Below are 15,397 nucleotides of genomic sequence, written 5' to 3' on the forward strand. Positions count from 1 at the left end.
TTCTAATGTGTTCAATTACCCCCTTCACCTTCATACCATCACACTCAACCCTAAACTTAATTGTAAACCCCTATTAATAGGGTTTAGTTTTAAACCTTTTCAATTGGTTGAGGCAATAAATATATTTAGAATTAACCATTAGTAGGTGGGGGTTTAGTTTGAAGCTTTATGAGTTTGAGGGTAAGAGGATCTTTTCAGAATTCAATATCCCTGTTCCAAGGGGAGCTTTAGCTTCTAGTGTTGAGGAGGCTTGTGTTAAGGCTTTGGAAATTGGGTTTCCATGTGTGGTTAAGGCTCAAGTGCTTGTTGGTGGTAGGGGGAAGGCTGGTGGGATAAAGGTTGCTAGATCTATTGATGAAGTTAAGGTTGCTGTTTCAAAAATGTTTTCTGAGGGGGTTAAGGGGGTTCCTGTTAGGAGGGTTCTTGTGGAGGAGGCTGTTAACATTGTAAAGGAATACTATGTTTCCATTACTGTGGATCGTTCTGCTAGGAGCTATGTTTACCTTGCATCCATTGAGGGTGGTGTGGATATTGAGGAAATTGCTGCCACTAAACCTGAATCTATAGTTAGAGTTTACGTTGACCCATTGATTGGGCTTAGGGATTATCATGTTAGGAGGATTGTGGATGCATTTGGTTTTAAGGGGGATTTAGCTAAGCAGTTTGATGGTATTGTGAGGGCATTATATAATATAATGATTCGTTATGATGCTGATCTTGTTGAGATAAATCCTTTGGCATTAACTGATAAGGGGCTTCTAGCCTTAGATTCCAAGCTGACCATCGATGATAATTCACTTTATAGGCATCCGGAATTCTCTGAAACCCTTAAGAGTGATTCTAGAGACCTCTCCCAAGAAGAGGTTTTAGCTAGGGATTATGGTTTCAGTTATGTTAAGTTGGATGGTGATATTGGAATTATTGGTAATGGTGCTGGTTTAACCATGGCTTCACTTGACCTCATAGCCCACTTTGGCGGTAAACCTGCAAACTTCCTCGATATTGGTGGTGGTGCTAGGGCTGAGAGGGTTAAAGCTGCATTGAAACTACTTTTAAATGATGAGAGGGTTAAAGCTGTATTCATAAATGTTTATGGTGGGATAACTAGATGTGATGAAGTTGCTAGGGGGATTGTGGAAGCTTTAAATGAATCTGGAATTAAGAAGCCCCTTTCAGTTAGGCTTGTGGGTAATAGGGAGGAGGAGGGTGGAAGAATCCTTAAGGAGGCTGGTATAAGCTACTTCACCAATGATGAGGATGCAGCTAAGCATGCTGTTAAAATTGCATATGGGGGTGTATGAATATGCCAATAATTGTTGATAGGAATACCGTTCTATTGGTTCAAGGGATTACTGGTAGGGAGGGTAGCTACCACACTGAGGCTATGCTAAAGTATGGTACTCGTATAGAGGCTGGTACAAGTCCTGGTAAGGGTGGCATGAACGTTTCAGGAGTTCCAGTATATAATACCGTTAAGGAGGCTATTGATAAGCATCCAAACATAAATACCTCCATAGTCTTCGTTCCAGCACCCTTTGCATGTGATGCGGTTTATGAAGCTATAGATGCTGGTATAAAGAGGATCATCATTATAACTGAGGGTATCCCCCTCCATGATGAATTGAAGTTGATAAGTTATGCTAGACTTAAGGGTGTCATAATAGTTGGACCCAACTGTCCAGGTGCAATATCCCCAGGTGATAGGGTTAAGGTTGGAATTATGCCTGAAAGATCCTTTAAACCCGGCCACATAGGTATAGTTTCTAGGAGTGGAACTTTAACCTACGAGATTTCCGAAGCTCTGAGCTTAGCTGGATTTGGGCAGAGTACCGTGGTTGGTATTGGTGGAGATCCAATTACTGGATTGGATTTCATAGATGTTGTTGAAATGTTCTTCAATGATAATGAGACTAGGGGGGTTGTGGTTGTGGGTGAGATTGGTGGCGATGCTGAGGAGAGGTTGGCTTCATATATTAAGTCTGTTGGTTTGAGGAAGCCTATAATTGCCTTCATAGCTGGTAAAACTGCTCCTCCAGGTAAGAGGATGGGTCATGCTGGTGCAATAATAAGTATGGGCATGGGTTCAGCTGAATCCAAGATTAAAGCACTTGAATCTGTTGGTATACCTGTGGCTTCAACGCCAATGCAGATAGTTGAATTAGCTAAGTTAAAGTTTATGTTTGGGGTTTACCCGCAACATTGTCTAACTAATTAATTATTTATGGGAAGTTTGATCCTTTAGACCTTAAATTCAAATGATGGAATATATGGAAATGCAACGCCCCCCAGGTTATAATTCGTATGGCTCGTTACATCTTGTCCTTATAAAATATTTCAGAATTATTCTTGATACTTTTCTGGAACTTCACCATGTAACCTTAGGTTTCATCTTATTAAGATCTAGTACCTCTATGGTCTAGTGGTGGCTACCTCTTTTTCGCTATCACTTCCCCCCCTTATTCCAATTGTAACATCTTCGAAGGGGATGTCCTTTCCACTTTTGTTTAAAGCTTCCCTGGCGATGTGAACAAGACCGTAACAGCAAGGGACTTCCATGTGGATAACATTCAAACTTTTTATGTTTGCCCCCCTTATTATCTGCTCAATTTTGTCTACATAGTCAGTAATGTCGTCTAGTTTTGGGCAACCAGTAGCTATTGCTTTTCCCTTCAGGAAATCGGTGTGGAAATTGGCGTAAGCGAAGGGGACGCAGTCGGCAACTAAAATGAAATCGGCATTCTGGAAGTATGGTGCTTTCACCGAGACTAGACGAAGTTTTATAGGCCATTGATGGAGCTCAGAAATAATCCTTGGTTGTTCCTTTACCTCTTCATTCCTCCAATACTGCACATGGGCAGAAGGACAGACAGATATCTCCGCATGGGAAGTTGGGTGTTTAGTTGGAATTTCATGCACATATTTTTCCACTTTTTCTAAAAGTCCAGGTGGAAGTTCATGTGCATGTTCCCTCATATGTTCTAAGTGTTTCTCTAAAAGTTCAGGCGATGTTTCTTTAATATGTGTAATTACCCCCTCCTCATCATACTCTTCAGCTTCCCTTTCTTCAATAGATAATGCACCCTTTGGGCAGTAGCCAATACAAGCTCCTAGTCCATCACAAAAACTTTCTTTTACAAGCCTTACTTTTCCGTTAATAACCTTCAATGCCCCCTCAGGGCAAGAGGGTATGCAAAGTCCACATCCATCGCATTTTTCCTCATCAATGTTGATGATCTTCCTCTTTCTTCTCATCATCCATCAACCTTCTAAAAGTTATGTTTAAGTCTTCTTCCCTACTCTAGCTCTAAGTTCTTCCGCTCTGTCTTGGGTTATTAGCTTTCTCTCTTCCAAATCGGCAATGCATTTTAATGCATATTCACACCAAGTAACGCATGAAGCCGTTGCCTCCCTATACAATATCCGTCCACAATTGGGGCATTTGGCCTCTGTTTCATCACTGAAGAACTCTACTTCCCCACCGCAAGCTGGGCACGTCCTTATTATTATGCTAGGTCTGATCAGCTCTCTAACACCAGGACATCTACTCCACATTTTGATCACCCTTCAATTGGTTTATCATAAAATCATCCTCATATAAATATTACAATAGTTATATATTAAATTATCCTTACGCGACCTTTTACTTAATCTAGCAAATAAAATCCATTATTATCTTCCACATTAGGTATTAATTTGATGAATCGCTTGTTTACTTATGCATAAAGTTCAAATTTAATTCGGAGTTAACCCCACTCTTCAACTTCATTATACCACTTTTTGCTTGTTCCAACTTTTGCTCGCATCTTCCAACTTAAACTTTTAGGTTCCTCCTCGATCTTCTTCATTAACTTACCTATCCTATTAATGATGGTATCTGCCAATTCAGCTTCCAATTTGTTGTTGCGCATCTCCTCTACAGCTTTCTTAACTTTCCCTAGGTTTGTTGTGAATGTGTAGTAGAATCCCCAATCATTACTTAATAGTTTGGCTATGTAATCTCCATTTATCCCGTTATCTGAGTTTGTTACTTCGAAGGCTGCTAGTAGTGTTATGCTATCCTTTATATCCTTCTCATTTATCTTCACTATTTGCAGTTTTGTGAGTAGTAGTTCTGTTGGTGGAAGTGTATATTCCCCCTTCTCCAATCTATCTTTGAATGGAACTTCATGATTCATTCTAAGTTTATCGAAGAATACTTCCACCATTGGTATTCTGCCAACAATCTTCCCCTTATACTCTTGCTTTTCAGGTGAACCGTAAAATATGAGTCTCTTACCAGCATAGAAGGCTAGTGATGGTTGCCACACTATATATATCCCCTTCCTCCTCTCTTCAGTTAAGTATTTCAGTATTTTCTCCCTATCCCTCCCATACGCTGCTAGGTCTATGTCTGTGAAAACTCTTTCTCCAAGTCTCTCCATCCTCCTCCATAGCTCTTCATATTTTGTTCCACTTATCAGTAGGTATATTGCTAGTCCACCCATGGCTCTCATTACAATATTCCTTTCTCTAGCTTCATCCACTATTGATTTTGCTTCTTCAACGAATTCCATGGGTTTCGGATATATTTCTATCGGTATTTCTGTTGGTAATTTGAATTTTGCTAAACCCAATTTTGATCATCTCTGAATACTATATTGTATTGTATTTACAATATTAACCTTTCTTGTTACCTGAATGCAAATGCACATTACACTTAAAACAACCATTTTATAAAAAAATGTGGGATTTTATTTTTATGCGGGTGGTATCTCTCCGAATATCAGGTTTGGATCTATCCCCCTCTGCTTATTCTTCCAGTAGTAGTATGCGAATACTATTGTTCCAATTCCATACCATATTGCTCCGAAGGTTAATGCTGTAATGCTGGTTGTTGAGACGCATAGGTAGTATATTATGAATTGTATGGCGACAGTAACTATCCCAACTATTGTTATTAGTGGGACTCCCTTATACTCATATCTGTATCCAGCTTTCCAAGCATCTTCCTTGACGAATGGGTATATTAGTGCTCCCATCATTACCAGTAGTAGTAGGAATTGGTCGAAGAGTGTTGCGCTTACTGCAGCTGCATATATTCCCAGGTAGTGGGCAAATATTATCCCTGCAATTCCTAGCATGAATGATATGGTGTCTGCCACTAGTGGGCTTCCAGTTTTTGGATGGACGTATGCAACCTTTTCGGGTAGGAATCTATCGAAGGACATTGCGAACATAGTTCTTGAAGCCACTAGGAATCTTGTGGGTGGGGTATTGAATAGCCATAGTAATCCTGCAATGTATAGGAATATTTGTAGTGCAGGTATTCCAGGTATTAGTGATGCTGCCAAATGTGCAACGAATGGGGATCTAGCTGGTGGATTTATCACTAATTCCTTAACACCCTTGGTTATGGCTATATTGTACATTATTATCCAATCACCATAACAACTCCAGCTTAGTATTGCAGTTAACGAGTATAGTATGAATAGTAGTATTGTGCCGCCAAACATGCTGTACATTATTGTCTTCTTTGGGCTCTTCACCTCTCCAGCCACGTATGCTGCTCTCTCAAAACCTTGATATGCAAATACTGCTGCGCTCATTATTGAGAATGTTGCACCCCACTGGAATGCGAAGGCTTCTGGTGTATACCCATACTTTACACCAAGTCTAACAATTTCATCGTATGCTCCAGCCCCCCATGTGGCATCATACAATGCCTTTACACTTCCTGGTGGCGTTGTTATGAATAGTATTAGGTTTATTACGAATCCTATTAATGGTATTATGAATATTATGTCCATGAATTTACCGTAAACTCTAGCTCCAAAGGTTAATACTAGGTAGAATACTAAGACCATGATGAATGATGTGAGTAGTATGCCTGTATCGGTCATTAGGAATTGTCCAGCCCCTATTAGGCTGTCTGATTTAGCAGCCCTACCAGCTAATACTAGGAATGGTCCTAGATTTACAGCGAAAGCTCTACTCAAGGTTCCAATTACGAATGCTGAGCTCAGTATAATCCCCCATCCACCTAGGAATCCAAGTAGTGGGTTTACTGTTCTTGATACAAATACGTATAGGGCTGAGCTTCTCGGTAGATCTCCAGCTATGTGTGCAATTACGAAGCTTAATGGTATTGTCATTAAGCCAACTAAAACATATGCTAATGGTACATTGGCTCCAGGATATAGGTTAGCTCCTTGCAATACGAGTACATTTATCCCTGCTCCAATGGCTCCAGATAATGCAACGGAGAGTGATTCCAACATCCCTAGTTCTCTAACAAGCCCAGAAGCTCTCCTAACATATACAGTTTCTCTAATTACTTCCCCCATATTTAATCACTCAATTTATAAATTTATTTTGTACAAAATATAAAGCTTATCATATTTTCATAGTCATATGTATCTATTATTTTTGTCTTTAAACTGTTTCGGATTTTGCAACCTTAAGGTTTATATTCTCCATGAGGTTTAATTGTATTTGTGGGATTATGAGGATTGCTTTTGCAGCTGACGTTCATGGTAATGAGACTACTTGGAGGAAGTTTATTAATGTTCATAAGTACATTAAGGGGATAAATGTACTAATCATGGGTGGAGATTTGACTGGTAAGATGCTTGTACCCATATTTAAGCAGAGTGATGGAAGCTACGTTTGCCATTTCAATGTTGATTACCATATTAGGAGCGAGAAGGAGCTTAATGATCTATGTAATACTATAAGGTTTAGTGGTGGATACCCATATGTGACTACTGAGGAGGAGTGGAAGAATCTCACGCATGAAGATAGGGATAGGATTATGGAAGAGCAAATGAGGGAGACTCTTAGTAGGTGGATTAGGATGGCTGATGAGAATGTTCCGAAAGATATTCAGATAATTATGAATCCAGGTAATGATGATTCCCCAGTTGTGGATGAAATAATAAAGGAGAGTGATAGAGTCATATATCCATTGGATAAGGTTGTTAGACTTGATGATCATCATGAAATGATAAGTTGTGAATATGTTAATCCCACTCCATGGAAGACTCCTAGAGAACTTCCTGAAGATGAATTGCTAAAACTTTTGGAGAGTAAGTTGAATGGTGTTTCTGTGGATATGGATCATTTAATATGTAATTTCCATGCACCACCATATAATAGTGGGTTGGATAATGCCCCTGAATTGGATAAGGATCTTAGACCAAAACATGGAGTTAAGGGTATAAGTATAATTCCCGTGGGGAGTAAGGCTGTTAGAACATTTATTGAGAAGTATCAGCCTAAGCTTGGTCTTCATGGACATATACATGAATCTTCAGCTGCAAGGAAGATTGGTAAAACCCTATGCGTAAATCCAGGTTCAGGGTATATGGAGGGGACTTTAAGGCTATATGTTATAGATGTTGAGAAGGATAGGATTAAGGATCATTGGAGGATTACTGGGTAAACTTCACAATGCAATCATTTAATCCATTAAACTGATATTTTTGTGGTTATTGGGCGTTCCCCAAATATCCTTTCTGCAGCTTTCTTCACATTCTCCCTGTATTGTGGGAACGTGTATACTCTTAATACATCCACATACCCCTTTAGCACACTTGCTATGTTTGATATTTCGCTCATCCTCATCAAGATCTTCTTATCGTTAACTTCTTCAAATACGTATACCTCCATTGGGTCTAATTGTTTTGGGCTGTATGGTATTGATGGTAGTGTTGGTAGGTCTATGTAAACTTGCCCCTCAGATATCTTTGCTTCTTCAGCTAGCTCCCTCTCCACCTCCCTCCTTATGTTTTCGTTGGATAGTATGCTTGATATATACTTGTCCTTTGTATGTATCGTTGCTTCATATGCGCATTTGAGTAATTGTCTCCTCTCCAACATTTCAATCATCTTATACGCTAATCTCAAGTTTTCATCTTTCTCATTCTTTGCTTCCCTTATTTTGACTATTATGTATGGGTCATCCATGATTATGTAGTCTTCAGGGTCCTTTATGTTCTTTAACCCTATGTAGTCTGCAGCTAAATCCATTGCCTTACTCATCATCATGTTTGCACTTCTCACGGTTCTATGATAGTATACTGCTTTGAACATTTCGTATCTAGCCATTATGAATGATTCAAGTGCATATAATGCCCCTGGAACTTCTATTGCTAAATGCCCTTCCACAATGTTCATGGAATATATCAGCCTCTTCACATCCACTAAGCCATATTGAACTCCTGTGAAGTGTGAATCTCTAATTAGGAAGTCCATTTTGTCCACGTCAAATGGGCTTGCTATAACCTCATCTAGGAATTGTTTAAGTTTACTAGTCTTCCTCCCCACTGATAATTGTGATAGCTCTTTCGCGTCATATCCATACTTTTCAACTATATCCTTTATTTCAGTTTCCTCTATCAGCCATACAGTCATGTCTTCATGTGTTTTATTCAAGTACTTTACCATTACATCTTCAAAGGTGTGTGAGAATGGTCCATGGCCTAGATCGTGTAGTAATGCTGCTAAGCGTATATATTGTCCATCTTCTTTGCTTATTTCACCAAGGTTTAAAAGGTGTTGAGCAACTTCCCCTGCAAGGTGCATGGCTCCAATGCAGTGTATGAATCTTTTATGTTCAGCCCCTGGATATGTTAGGTATGCCATTCCAAGTTGATTTATCCTCCTCAACCTCTGGAAAACCCTAGTATCTATTATCTCCTTCTCCAACTCATTTGCAAATATGTATCCATGTATTGGGTCTCTTATCTCAATCATTTTATTCATAATGAAATCCCTTTCCTAAAATAATTTAAATCTTTGTAATATATATTTGAAGCGTTGATGGTGTTTTGGAGTTGAGGTTGTTCATAGATTTTGAGGGTATTGATAAGTCTGGTAAAGCCACTCAAGCCTCCCTCCTTAGGGATTGGCTTATTGGGAGGGGGTTTAAAGTTGAAGTTATATCCTTCCCAGACTACACCACTGAGATTGGTTTGGAGATTAAGGCATTTCTTAGCGGTTTAAAGCAATATTCTCCAGAAGTTAGACAATTGCTTTACGCTGCAAATAGGTGGGAGAGGAAGAGTTTAATTGAAAGTTGGCTCATGGATGGGAAGATAGTTATCGCCGATAGGTATACTCCATCCGGTTTAGCTTATGGTTACGCCAATGGACTCCCCCTAGAATGGATGATTTGCATTGAAAGGGGGCTTCCACAACCAGATGTGGTAATAGTTCTCGACATCTCCCCAGAAACATCTCTGAAGAGGTCTAAGGGAAGGGTTGATAGATATGAGAGTGATTTAAAATTTTTGGAGAACGTTAGATCCAGCTACAAGTCCCTTGCAGAGAAGTTTGGCTGGTACATTATCGATGGCGAAAGAGCTCCATCGGAAGTTTTCAATGATGTGATCAATATAATTTCAAAGTATTTGAGCATCACTAGGTAAATAGTATTTTCTTGCGCTACTTCTTTTCATAAACCCCTCACTTTATTCCCTCTTTTAATGCGCTGTCAAGCACTCTTAAACCTGTTTTTCTCTCATAATTTTATATACTACCAAATATACACTACATCATGTGGAGTATGTAACTGTGTCTGCAAAGGTTAAAAGAGATATCTATGAAAAATTGAAGAAATACAAAATTCCAATTAGTAGTGTTATTAGGAAAGCTCTAGAAGATGAAGTTAGGAGGAGGGAGGAGGAAGAGGTAAGGGAAAAGCTTGCTGAGGCTCAAATTATCCTCAAAAAGATTCCCCCGGAAGAGCTGGTTGAAGCTGTTAGGGCAAGTCGTGAGGAGAGATGATAATTTTTGATGCATCAGCTTGCTGAATATTATTAGGTCTCTTGGTTCAGACTCATTCAACTATCTTAAGGGAAACTATATACTTACTCTCACTCCATATGAGATTGGAAACGCTCTTTGGAGGGAGTCAACTCTCCTCAAAAGGATATCCAATGAAGAGGCCTTCAAGATATTGAATTTGATATCTTCATCATATAAAATTTTAAACATGGTTTCACCTAAAGACATGTTACTCGTATTAAAGCTGGCACAGGCTCTAAGGGTAACCTATTATGATTCATCATACTTGGTTGCATCGAAGGAGCTTAATGCTGATCTCGTTACAGACGATGAAAATCTTAGTAGGAGGGTTTGGGAGAAAGAAGACTTGGTTGTAAGTATGCTTGGGAGGAAAATAGGAATTTTCTCAACAAAGGAATTGATTCATACTTCAAAGAAGTGATTGTTTCCAATTTTATGACGAAGTGTATATTTGTGGGGATCATAATTGCTCTTCCTAGTTTTATTAAGTAGCGAAGCCCTTCTCCATTTCAATATATGATATTTTAGAAGATCTTTGCAACTTTTATCATTGTCTTTCTCAGCAAATTAATGTAATTGAGATGGTTTAAAATATTTGGTTTGTTAAGTAAATTGTATTTTCTTATGTTACCTTTCTTCGCGAAATTCCCTTAGTTTTTCAGCGTATTCCCTTAGCTTTTTATCCACTAGGTAATTTATTGTCCCCTCTTCAAATTTGCCGTCAGGCATTCTTTCTCCAGCTTTTACTCCAGTTAATATTTCTATTCCCTCATCTACTGTTTTTACTGGGTATATGTGGAATACCCCCTTCTCGACGGCTTCTATGACTTCATCGTTTAGGTTTAGGTCTTCCACGTTTCCTTCAGGTATTATTACCCCTTGTTCTCCATTTAATCCCTTTATTTTGCATACTTTGTAGAATCCTTCTATCTTTTCATTTATTCCTCCTACTGCTTGTATTTCCCCCTTCTGGTTTACTGAACCAGTTACTGCTATTGATTGTTTTATTGGTATTCCTGATAGTGCTGATAGTAGTGCGTATAGCTCTGCGCTTGATGCGCTGTCGCCTTCAACCCCCTCATAGCTTTGTTCGAATACTATTCTTGCTGCTAGTGTGAGTGGTTTGTCGTAGGCGTACTTTTCTGTTAGGTAACCGTTTAATATCATGACCCCCTTTGTATGTATAGGTCCACTTAATTCTGCTTCTCTTTCAATGTTTATTATTCCCTCCCTCCCCAATCCAACAGTTGCTGTTATTCTTACTGGTTTTCCAAATGTTAATTCTCCCAATTGTATTACTGCGAGTCCATTTACTTGTCCAACAACCTTACCATGCACATCTATAAGTATGATTCCACGTTTAATTAGTTCAAGTATTTTCTCTTCTATTAGATTTATTCTGTAGAATTTTTCTTCGAGAGCCCTCTTCACATGTGCTTCAGTTATGTAATTTGAGTTCTCCCTTCTAGCATACAAATCTGCTTCCCTAATTACATCTGAGATTTCTGCAAAGATTGTTGAAAGCTTTTTCTGATTTCCAGCCAGTCTTGAGCTGTACTCAAGCACCCTCTTTACTGCTGATATGTCTAGGTGTTTAAGGTCTTCCTTTTTGCATAGTGTGCATATGAATGATATGTACTTCTCAATGTTCTCTTGGTTTAAGTCTATTTCTGTATCGAATTCTGCTTTAACTTTAAATAGTTCTTTGAAGTCTGGGTCAAACTTTATTAGTAGTTCATAGGTTAATGGTGTTCCTATCAATATTACTTTGAGGTTTAGTGGTATTGGTGTTGGTCTTAGGGTTTTTACTGTGGTTAATCCAGCTAATTCGGATGGTTCTTCTATTGATACGTTTCCTTGTCTCAAGGATAGTTTTAATGCTTCCCATGCCAATGGATTTCTCAAGATGTCTTCAGCATTTATCACTAGGTATCCTCCATTTGCTTTATGTAATGCTCCTGGGCGTATCATTGTGTGGTCTGTGTATAGTATTCCATGTCTTGATTCCTTCTCTATCTTTCCTATCACATTTGTGTATGTTGGGTTATATTCTATTACTACTGGTGCACCTTTAGTTTGTGAGTTGTCCACTATCACATTTACTTCATACTTCCTCATGAATGGTATCTCTTCCTCCTCGGCCCCCTCTTCCCTTCCTTCTTCGAGGAATTTGTTGTAGTTCTTTATAATGTCGTTCTTCACTTCTTCAAGATACGTTTTTACATCTTCGTTTTCCCCGTACTTTTCTCTAAGTAATGTGAATAGGTGTTCTATTGTGTATGCGGTTATTTCATTTGCTAATCTCTTTATTTCCTCATGGGTCTTCAATTCTATCATTCTAATTTGCCTCATCCCCTCCCTGACTTCTTCAATCATCTTTGATTGTGCTTCAAGGATCTTCTTCCTATCCTCTTCCCTCATCTTCATTAATACTTCTTCACTTAATGGTTTCCCATTTATTATTGGTGTAACCATTATTCCAGTTGGGCCGCTTCTTATTATAAACCCTTGTCTCCTAGCCTTCAATTCCAATTCTTCCAATATTCTCCTTTGCTGTTCTTCAGCGGCTTTTATAATTGCTTCTCTTCTTTTTGCATATTCTTCACTTTGGAAAGCTTTTGGAATATTTATTTTAATGTTTTCCATGAGTACTTCCATGTCCCGTTTAAATTCTATGCCTCTCCCTGGTGGTAGTTTTATGGCTTTTGGTCTATATGGATCTTTAAAATTGTATACGTAGCACCAGTCATACGGTGCTGGTTTATTTTTCGCTTCCCTCTCCAAATATTCCTTTATTGCTGTGGTCCTACCTGTTCCTGGGAGTCCAGATAAGTATATGTTGTACCCCCTCTTCTCGATTTCCAATCCAAATCGTATGGCTTTCTCAGCTTTGCTCTGCCCTATTATCCCTTCAAGCGGTTTAACCTCTTCTGTGCTTCTACATTTTATTTCGCTTACATCCAATTTTAACTTGAGCTTTTCTGGCGGCAACCCCCTCTTTATTTGTGATGGTTTTAGACTCAACCTAATTATACCTCTCCTATTACCATTAATCTTTAGCGAATTTACGTTTAAAGTTTTGTGTTGCAGTATGTTTATATTCTAATTGTTAATTGACTTTTATTTATGATTAAAGCTGTTTTTGTGGATTTTTGGAAGACTTTGGTTGCTCCTAGGGTTAGTGAGGATGAGTACTTTGCCTTTAGAGCTAAATGTTTGGCTGAAGCTTTAATGGAGTTTGGTTACACTTTTGATTTTAATAGGGTTTTATCTGCCCATAAATCTTCTAGGAGGATTTGTGATGCTGTTCGAGAGTCTTATTTCATAGAAGTTCCATTGGATTTGGAGTTGAAGGTTTTCTTATCACTTTTGGATGTTTATGAGCGTGGTCAAAATTTTATGGCTTCTCTTAGGAATGCTTATATGCGTCCACTATTCAATTTGACTTCAACGGTTGATGGTGCATATAGCTTCCTTAAAAACGTGAGGGGTATGGGTTTTATGGTGGGATTGATTTCAAACGTTTATACTGATTTGGAGGTTTTTGATGTTTTGAAGAGGTATGGTTTATATAATCTCTTCGACTCGATGATTCTCTCATATATTGTTGGTTTCAGGAAGCCTAAACCTGAGATCTTCAAGTTTGCATTGAATTCGCTTCATGTAAATCCAGATGAGGCTGTAATGGTTGGTGATGATTATAATGCTGATATTATGGGTGCATTGAATATTGGTATGAAGGCCATATGGTTTACCAACGATCACAGCGTTGAATACCCATTTAAAGCTGACAACTTTAACTCAATATTAAACATTATTGTCAATTTTTCACGTAACCACCATTCACTGCCTCCTAGTTAAAGTTTCCCGTAGTATTAGCATTGGTATTGCAAATATTAATCTCATTGCGGAGTTTAGCATCATAGTTTCTCTAAGCCCTATTTGTATGGCTATCTCCCCACCCACATATTGCCCTATGGCTTGTGAAAATCCTGTGACTGTATTGTATAATGCTATTAGTGTTGCTCTACTACGCTTCTTTGGCGTTACATCTAGTAGGTATATCCATGGGATAATGTTGATTGATGATCCCAATATGCTTCCAATGGTATTTAATATTAGTAGTTGAATGTAGTTTTGGCTTATGGCATATGCTAATGACCATATTGATGTTGATGCACATGCCAATACAATTAACTTCCTCCTCCCATACCTATCTGCCAGCTTCCCCCATACTGGCATCATTATCATTTGCCCAAAACTCCCCGCTACTGACATTATTGCTATCTCCGTCTTTGTTAGGTTGAATACTTTAACTTGCATTAGTGAGAATAGAGGCCATGATATTGACATTACCCCCCACCATATAGTGCTTAAAGCTAGATATATCTTGTAATCTCTCGTTACATCCATTTTCCATGAAGTTTTTTCGCCGCCAACTTCTGATTCAACGTTTTCCCTTATGGTTAGTATTGGTATTACTGCTATTGCCGTGCACACTACTGATGTTATCAATGCTGAAATGTATCCATAAGCATCTATCAGTGATCCTACAATTGTAACTGCGACTATTGCTCCCATTCCACCCACAAATTCCATTGACCCTATCATGCTACCTCTCCCAGATTTTACTGTTATGTCCCCTAATAATGCTTGTAGGCATGTGTATGCTCCACTCCACATGATCCAAAGTATTGCTGATGCCAATAGGTATTGTGGGAATGATTTTAATGTGAATGTTAATGCGATGATTATTCCTGCTCCAAGTTCACCTATGGCTATGAAATACTTCCTAACATTCTTCTTGTCACTTATACGTCCCCATATTGGTTGTGTTAATTGTGTTAGTATTGTGGATATGGCTCCCACAATTCCAAATTCATCTGATTTTAACCCTATAACTTCAGCTGCGTAAACTCCATTGTAGCTCATCCCTATGTTCATTGTTGCTCTGCTGAAGAAGTTGTATATCATTAATGCTCTCTGATTTTTTGCTGAATCGCTCTTCAAGCTCCCTCCCCTCATAATATGTTCAATTGTTTTGCTCATTATTCTTGTAAACTTCACTATATAGTTTGTGTGAAAAGTTTATCTCACAATTATGATATTTGTTCAGTTATGTTTTTCATTAATTTTAGAATTTGTTTAAAAAATGGGGGTGTTTTATGATTGAATTCCCATCACTTTAGAATTCAGTTACACCAGTGAATAGGAATTTCCTTATCTTTAGTGGTGGTACTACTACGCTGTTGTTTATTCCACCCAAAACTTTTACTTCCTTCCCTATTAGGTCTATGTTTCCATAGGCTTTTAGCATGCTATCTGTGAATCTGAGGTTTTTCACTGGATACTTTATTTCCCCATTTTCAATGTACCATGTTCCATTCCTAGTCATTCCAGTTATAGTTATGGTTTTTGCATGTACTGTTCTGACGTAGTGGAAGTATGTGACTAGAATCCCCCTCTTAGTCTCCTTTATCATCTCCTCTTTTGTTGCATCTCCCGGTTTTATGAACATGTGTGATGGCATTGGTGCAAATCTCCCTGAATGTCCTGTGGACTTCTTCCCCTCCTTATGTGCTGTGAAGCTGTCGTATACAAGTCCCTTTGG

The 15,397-nt window shown here is 38.6% G+C and carries 15 protein-coding genes; 7 read left to right on the forward strand and 8 right to left on the reverse strand.

The features are described 5' to 3' along the window. Nucleotides 1-158: 158 nt before the first annotated feature. Complete coding sequence (sucC, locus tag MRT15_RS05405) at nt 159-1,301, forward strand: ADP-forming succinate--CoA ligase subunit beta (protein WP_304328635.1); 1,143 nt, start codon at nt 159-161, stop codon at nt 1,299-1,301. Nucleotides 1,302-1,303: 2 nt separating this feature from the next. Next, the gene (gene sucD / locus MRT15_RS05410; protein WP_304328636.1) at nt 1,304-2,215 is read left to right on the forward strand and encodes a succinate--CoA ligase subunit alpha; all 912 of its coding nucleotides are present in this window, start codon (nt 1,304-1,306) and stop codon (nt 2,213-2,215) included. Between the two features lie 194 nt (nt 2,216-2,409). On the opposite strand, the gene MRT15_RS05415 is transcribed toward sucD, so the two are convergent. The 4 genes from MRT15_RS05415 to MRT15_RS05430 all read right to left on the reverse strand — a co-directional run bounded on the left by MRT15_RS05415 (nt 2,410) and on the right by MRT15_RS05430 (nt 6,323). Further along, nucleotides 2,410-3,252 carry an ATP-binding protein gene (locus MRT15_RS05415; protein WP_304328637.1) on the reverse strand — a complete coding sequence of 281 codons (843 nt, stop codon included), beginning with the start codon at nt 3,250-3,252 and terminating at the stop codon, nt 2,410-2,412. Between the two features lie 27 nt (nt 3,253-3,279). After that, the gene (locus MRT15_RS05420) at nt 3,280-3,552 is read right to left on the reverse strand and encodes a hypothetical protein (RefSeq protein ID WP_304328638.1); all 273 of its coding nucleotides are present in this window, start codon (nt 3,550-3,552) and stop codon (nt 3,280-3,282) included. Nucleotides 3,553-3,743: 191 nt separating this feature from the next. Further along, nucleotides 3,744-4,613 carry a hypothetical protein gene (locus MRT15_RS05425; protein ID WP_304328640.1) on the reverse strand — a complete coding sequence of 290 codons (870 nt, stop codon included), beginning with the start codon at nt 4,611-4,613 and terminating at the stop codon, nt 3,744-3,746. A gap of 123 nt (nt 4,614-4,736) precedes the next feature. Beyond that, complete coding sequence (locus MRT15_RS05430; RefSeq protein ID WP_304328642.1) at nt 4,737-6,323, reverse strand: APC family permease; 1,587 nt, start codon at nt 6,321-6,323, stop codon at nt 4,737-4,739. A 158-nt stretch (nt 6,324-6,481) separates the two neighbouring features. Between MRT15_RS05430 and MRT15_RS05435 the strand changes: the two genes are divergently transcribed. Further along, entirely contained in the window at nt 6,482-7,420 is a 939-nt protein-coding gene (locus tag MRT15_RS05435; protein WP_304328644.1) for a metallophosphoesterase, read from the forward strand. 26 nt (nt 7,421-7,446) lie between these two features. Here the strand turns inward: MRT15_RS05435 and MRT15_RS05440 are convergent, their stop codons facing one another. Continuing rightward, nucleotides 7,447-8,742 (reverse strand): HD domain-containing protein, encoded by a 1,296-nt coding sequence (locus tag MRT15_RS05440; RefSeq protein ID WP_304328646.1) that lies wholly within the window; start codon nt 8,740-8,742, stop codon nt 7,447-7,449. A gap of 65 nt (nt 8,743-8,807) precedes the next feature. Between MRT15_RS05440 and tmk the strand changes: the two genes are divergently transcribed. From tmk to MRT15_RS05455, 3 genes are all read left to right on the forward strand, one after another. Beyond that, nucleotides 8,808-9,407 carry a dTMP kinase gene (tmk, locus tag MRT15_RS05445; RefSeq protein ID WP_304328648.1) on the forward strand — a complete coding sequence of 200 codons (600 nt, stop codon included), beginning with the start codon at nt 8,808-8,810 and terminating at the stop codon, nt 9,405-9,407. Nucleotides 9,408-9,552: 145 nt separating this feature from the next. Then, the gene (locus MRT15_RS05450; RefSeq protein ID WP_304328650.1) at nt 9,553-9,765 is read left to right on the forward strand and encodes a type II toxin-antitoxin system CcdA family antitoxin; all 213 of its coding nucleotides are present in this window, start codon (nt 9,553-9,555) and stop codon (nt 9,763-9,765) included. A gap of 19 nt (nt 9,766-9,784) precedes the next feature. Next, the gene (locus tag MRT15_RS05455) at nt 9,785-10,207 is read left to right on the forward strand and encodes a type II toxin-antitoxin system VapC family toxin (protein ID WP_304328652.1); all 423 of its coding nucleotides are present in this window, start codon (nt 9,785-9,787) and stop codon (nt 10,205-10,207) included. A 206-nt stretch (nt 10,208-10,413) separates the two neighbouring features. Here MRT15_RS05455 and MRT15_RS05460 read toward each other — a convergent pair whose 3' ends face one another. Beyond that, nucleotides 10,414-12,810, reverse strand: coding sequence for a Lon protease family protein (locus MRT15_RS05460; RefSeq protein WP_304328653.1), 2,397 nt, complete (start codon nt 12,808-12,810; stop codon nt 10,414-10,416). A gap of 102 nt (nt 12,811-12,912) precedes the next feature. Between MRT15_RS05460 and MRT15_RS05465 the strand changes: the two genes are divergently transcribed. After that, on the forward strand, nt 12,913-13,647 hold the full coding sequence (locus tag MRT15_RS05465; RefSeq protein ID WP_304328655.1) for an HAD family hydrolase: 735 nt from the start codon (nt 12,913-12,915) through the stop codon (nt 13,645-13,647). Here MRT15_RS05465 and MRT15_RS05470 read toward each other — a convergent pair. Together MRT15_RS05470 and MRT15_RS05475 are read right to left on the reverse strand one after the other, a co-directional pair. Further along, the gene (locus tag MRT15_RS05470) at nt 13,630-14,796 is read right to left on the reverse strand and encodes an MFS transporter (RefSeq protein WP_304328657.1); all 1,167 of its coding nucleotides are present in this window, start codon (nt 14,794-14,796) and stop codon (nt 13,630-13,632) included. The genes MRT15_RS05465 and MRT15_RS05470 overlap by 18 nt on opposite strands. Nucleotides 14,797-14,971: 175 nt before the next feature. Further along, the coding region (locus MRT15_RS05475) for a metallopeptidase TldD-related protein (protein ID WP_304328660.1) at nt 14,972-15,397 on the reverse strand (426 nt) is incomplete at its 5' end.

This window comes from Candidatus Culexarchaeum yellowstonense, assembly GCF_024707025.1.
GTDB lineage: Archaea > Thermoproteota > Methanomethylicia > Culexarchaeales > Culexarchaeaceae > Culexarchaeum.

What these genes read in the sequence shown, in the direction of transcription:
- sucD (WP_304328636.1), top strand. Translation starts at nt 1,304, where the DNA reads ATGCCAATAATTGTTGATAGGAATACCGTTCTATTGGTTCAAGGGATT.
- MRT15_RS05415 (WP_304328637.1), bottom strand. Translation starts at nt 3,252, where the DNA reads ATGAGAAGAAAGAGGAAGATCATCAACATTGATGAGGAAAAATGCGAT.
- MRT15_RS05420 (WP_304328638.1), bottom strand. Translation starts at nt 3,552, where the DNA reads ATGTGGAGTAGATGTCCTGGTGTTAGAGAGCTGATCAGACCTAGCATA.
- MRT15_RS05430 (WP_304328642.1), bottom strand. Translation starts at nt 6,323, where the DNA reads ATGGGGGAAGTAATTAGAGAAACTGTATATGTTAGGAGAGCTTCTGGG.
- MRT15_RS05435 (WP_304328644.1), top strand. Translation starts at nt 6,482, where the DNA reads ATGAGGATTGCTTTTGCAGCTGACGTTCATGGTAATGAGACTACTTGG.
- MRT15_RS05440 (WP_304328646.1), bottom strand. Translation starts at nt 8,742, where the DNA reads ATGAATAAAATGATTGAGATAAGAGACCCAATACATGGATACATATTT.
- MRT15_RS05465 (WP_304328655.1), top strand. Translation starts at nt 12,913, where the DNA reads ATGATTAAAGCTGTTTTTGTGGATTTTTGGAAGACTTTGGTTGCTCCT.